This window comes from Promicromonospora kroppenstedtii DSM 19349 (assembly GCF_000515355.1).
Classification (GTDB): Bacteria; Actinomycetota; Actinomycetes; order Actinomycetales; family Cellulomonadaceae; genus Promicromonospora; species Promicromonospora kroppenstedtii.
Genome location: NZ_KI911734.1, coordinates 16462 through 18603, shown reverse-complemented (window position 1 = coordinate 18603; position 2142 = coordinate 16462). Strand labels below are relative to the sequence as shown.

Here is a 2142-nt window from a genome sequence, read left to right as displayed (position 1 = left end):
CGCCGGGCCGGCGCCGTCCGCGAGCCGCTCCCGCAGCGCCCGAGGGCTGACGACGGCGACACCGCCGCCCGCCGCGTAGGCGCCCACCGGGTCGATGACCAGGCCGGACACGGTGAGCCGCGTGACGGCCTCCTGACCACCGTGGCAGTCGGACCCGTGCTTGCCCACGGCGGGGTGCTCGCCCAGCAGGCAGCGCGTGGAGGCGACGGTGTCGCCCACGCCGACGCCGAGGAGCTCGGCGACGTCGGCGGGCAGGGCGATGCGGTCGGGCTCGTCCGGCCAGGCGCCGACGGCCAGGACCAGCGGTGTGAGCCGCTGGTCCGACGGCGTGGCGACGAGCGACTGGTAGACCGTCCGGCCACCGTGGTCGAGCTGGGCGTAGGTGCCCTGGAACCCGTCGGCAGCCGCTACCCCGGCGACGTCGCGCACCGCGTCGACGTCGTCGGGCGTCATGGTGCCCCCGCGGTCGAAGACCACCAGGTCCGCGCTCGCGTACTGCGCGGCCACCTGGTCGTACGTGGTGCGGGTGATGATGGTCCCCGCCTGCAGCGTCGCGGCCACGAACGCGGTGCTGATGACGATGGCGAGGCCCGCGGCGGCCAGCCGGCCCAGGCCGCGGCGCATCTGGGCCACGGTGAGGCGCACGGTGGGGCTGACGGTCAGCACGCGGCAGCCGAACGGCCCGCCGGGACGTACAGAGGTATGTCCACGAGATCTCTCCCTCGAGTCGCTGCGGCTGCTGCGTGCTGACCGGTCACGCCGGGACTGCTACTCCGCGGCGAGCGCCGCCACGGGGTGGGTGCGGACGGCCGCCCGGGCGGGCACCACCGAGGCGACCAGCCCCGCGACCAGGGCCACGCCGAGGACGGTGGCGATCTCGGCCCACGGGACCGCGAGCGGCACCGTGCCCACGCCGGACAGGGCCGAGGCGGCACCTGCCCAGCCGTACACGAGTCCCAGCAGGATCCCGAGCAGGGCGCCGACCCCGGCGATGAGCATGCCCTCGATGGCGAGCGTCGCCCGCAGCTGCGCCGTCGAGAGCCCGATCGCCCGGAGCATCGCGTTCTCGCGGGTGCGTTCGACGACGGACAACGAGAGGGTGTTGGCCACGCCGATGAGCGCGATGATCACGGCCACCGCGAGCAGGCCGACCACGATCCCCAGGATCACGTCGATCACCTCCTGGTAGGCCTCTCGTTCGACGGCCGCGCCGGTCACGTCCACGGCCTCTCCCGTCACCGAGACGGCATCCTGCACCGCGGCGACGGCATCCGCCGGGTCGCTGCCCTCGGCGACGCTCCCCCACAGGGTGTTCGCGCTCACCTCCCGGGTGAAGCCGGCCAGGTCGTTCGGGGTCAGGTAGGCGGAGGAGGTACGCAGGTCCGTGCCGACGACGTCCAGGGTCACCTCGCCGGCCGGCCCGATGAGCGTGACGGTGTCGCGCCCCTCCAGGCCGTAGTCCTCGGCGACCCGGTCGGGCAGGAGCAGCGTGCCGCGCTCCAGCGACGCGACGTCGTCCGGTGTGCTCAGCACCCCGCGCAGGCCCTCGGGTGCCGCAGCGGTGACCGGGACGAACGACTCGACGTCACCACCGACGGCCGCGGTCAGCGTGGTCACCTCGGCCACGGCGCGCAGGTCGCCGACGTCACGCACGGCGTCGGTCACGGAGCCCGGCAGGGCGACCAGGTTCCCCTCGGCGTCGTACGACGTCGCGGAGACCGCGAGGTCCACGGGGTACTGCGCGTCGAGCTCCTCGTCCATGGCGAGCCGGGCGCTCGCGGCGCCCGTGGTCATCATGGAGACGAGCGTGACGCCGATGAGCAGCGCGGTCGCCGTCGCCGCCGTGCGACGCGGGTTGCGCTGCGTGTTGGCCGCCGCGAGCCTGGCGGCAGGGCCGGCCGGACCGAGCAGGCGGCCGATGCCGGCGGCGACCTTGGGCAGCCAGAAGACCGCACCGACGACCACGCCCACCAGGGACACGCAGCCACCGGCCACGGCGGCCAGCACGCCGACGTCCGCGCTGTCGGACATCCCCAGGTAGACCCCACCGGCCATGACCGCGAGTCCGCCGAAGGTGGCGAGACCGGCCAGGACGGCCCGGGCCCGGCCGGCACCCGCGCCGCGCAGCGTCGGCGCGTCGGC

2 protein-coding genes are annotated in these 2142 nt (G+C 75.2%); both read right to left on the bottom strand.

Translation table 11 applies throughout. From position 1 onward, the window contains the following. On the bottom strand, positions 1-666 hold a 666-nt coding region (locus PROKR_RS22045; protein WP_036967519.1), incomplete at its 3' end, for an ABC transporter permease. A gap of 102 nt (positions 667-768) precedes the next feature. After that, positions 769-2142: FtsX-like permease family protein (locus PROKR_RS22040; protein WP_036967516.1), on the bottom strand; the 1374-nt coding region annotated here is incomplete at its 5' end.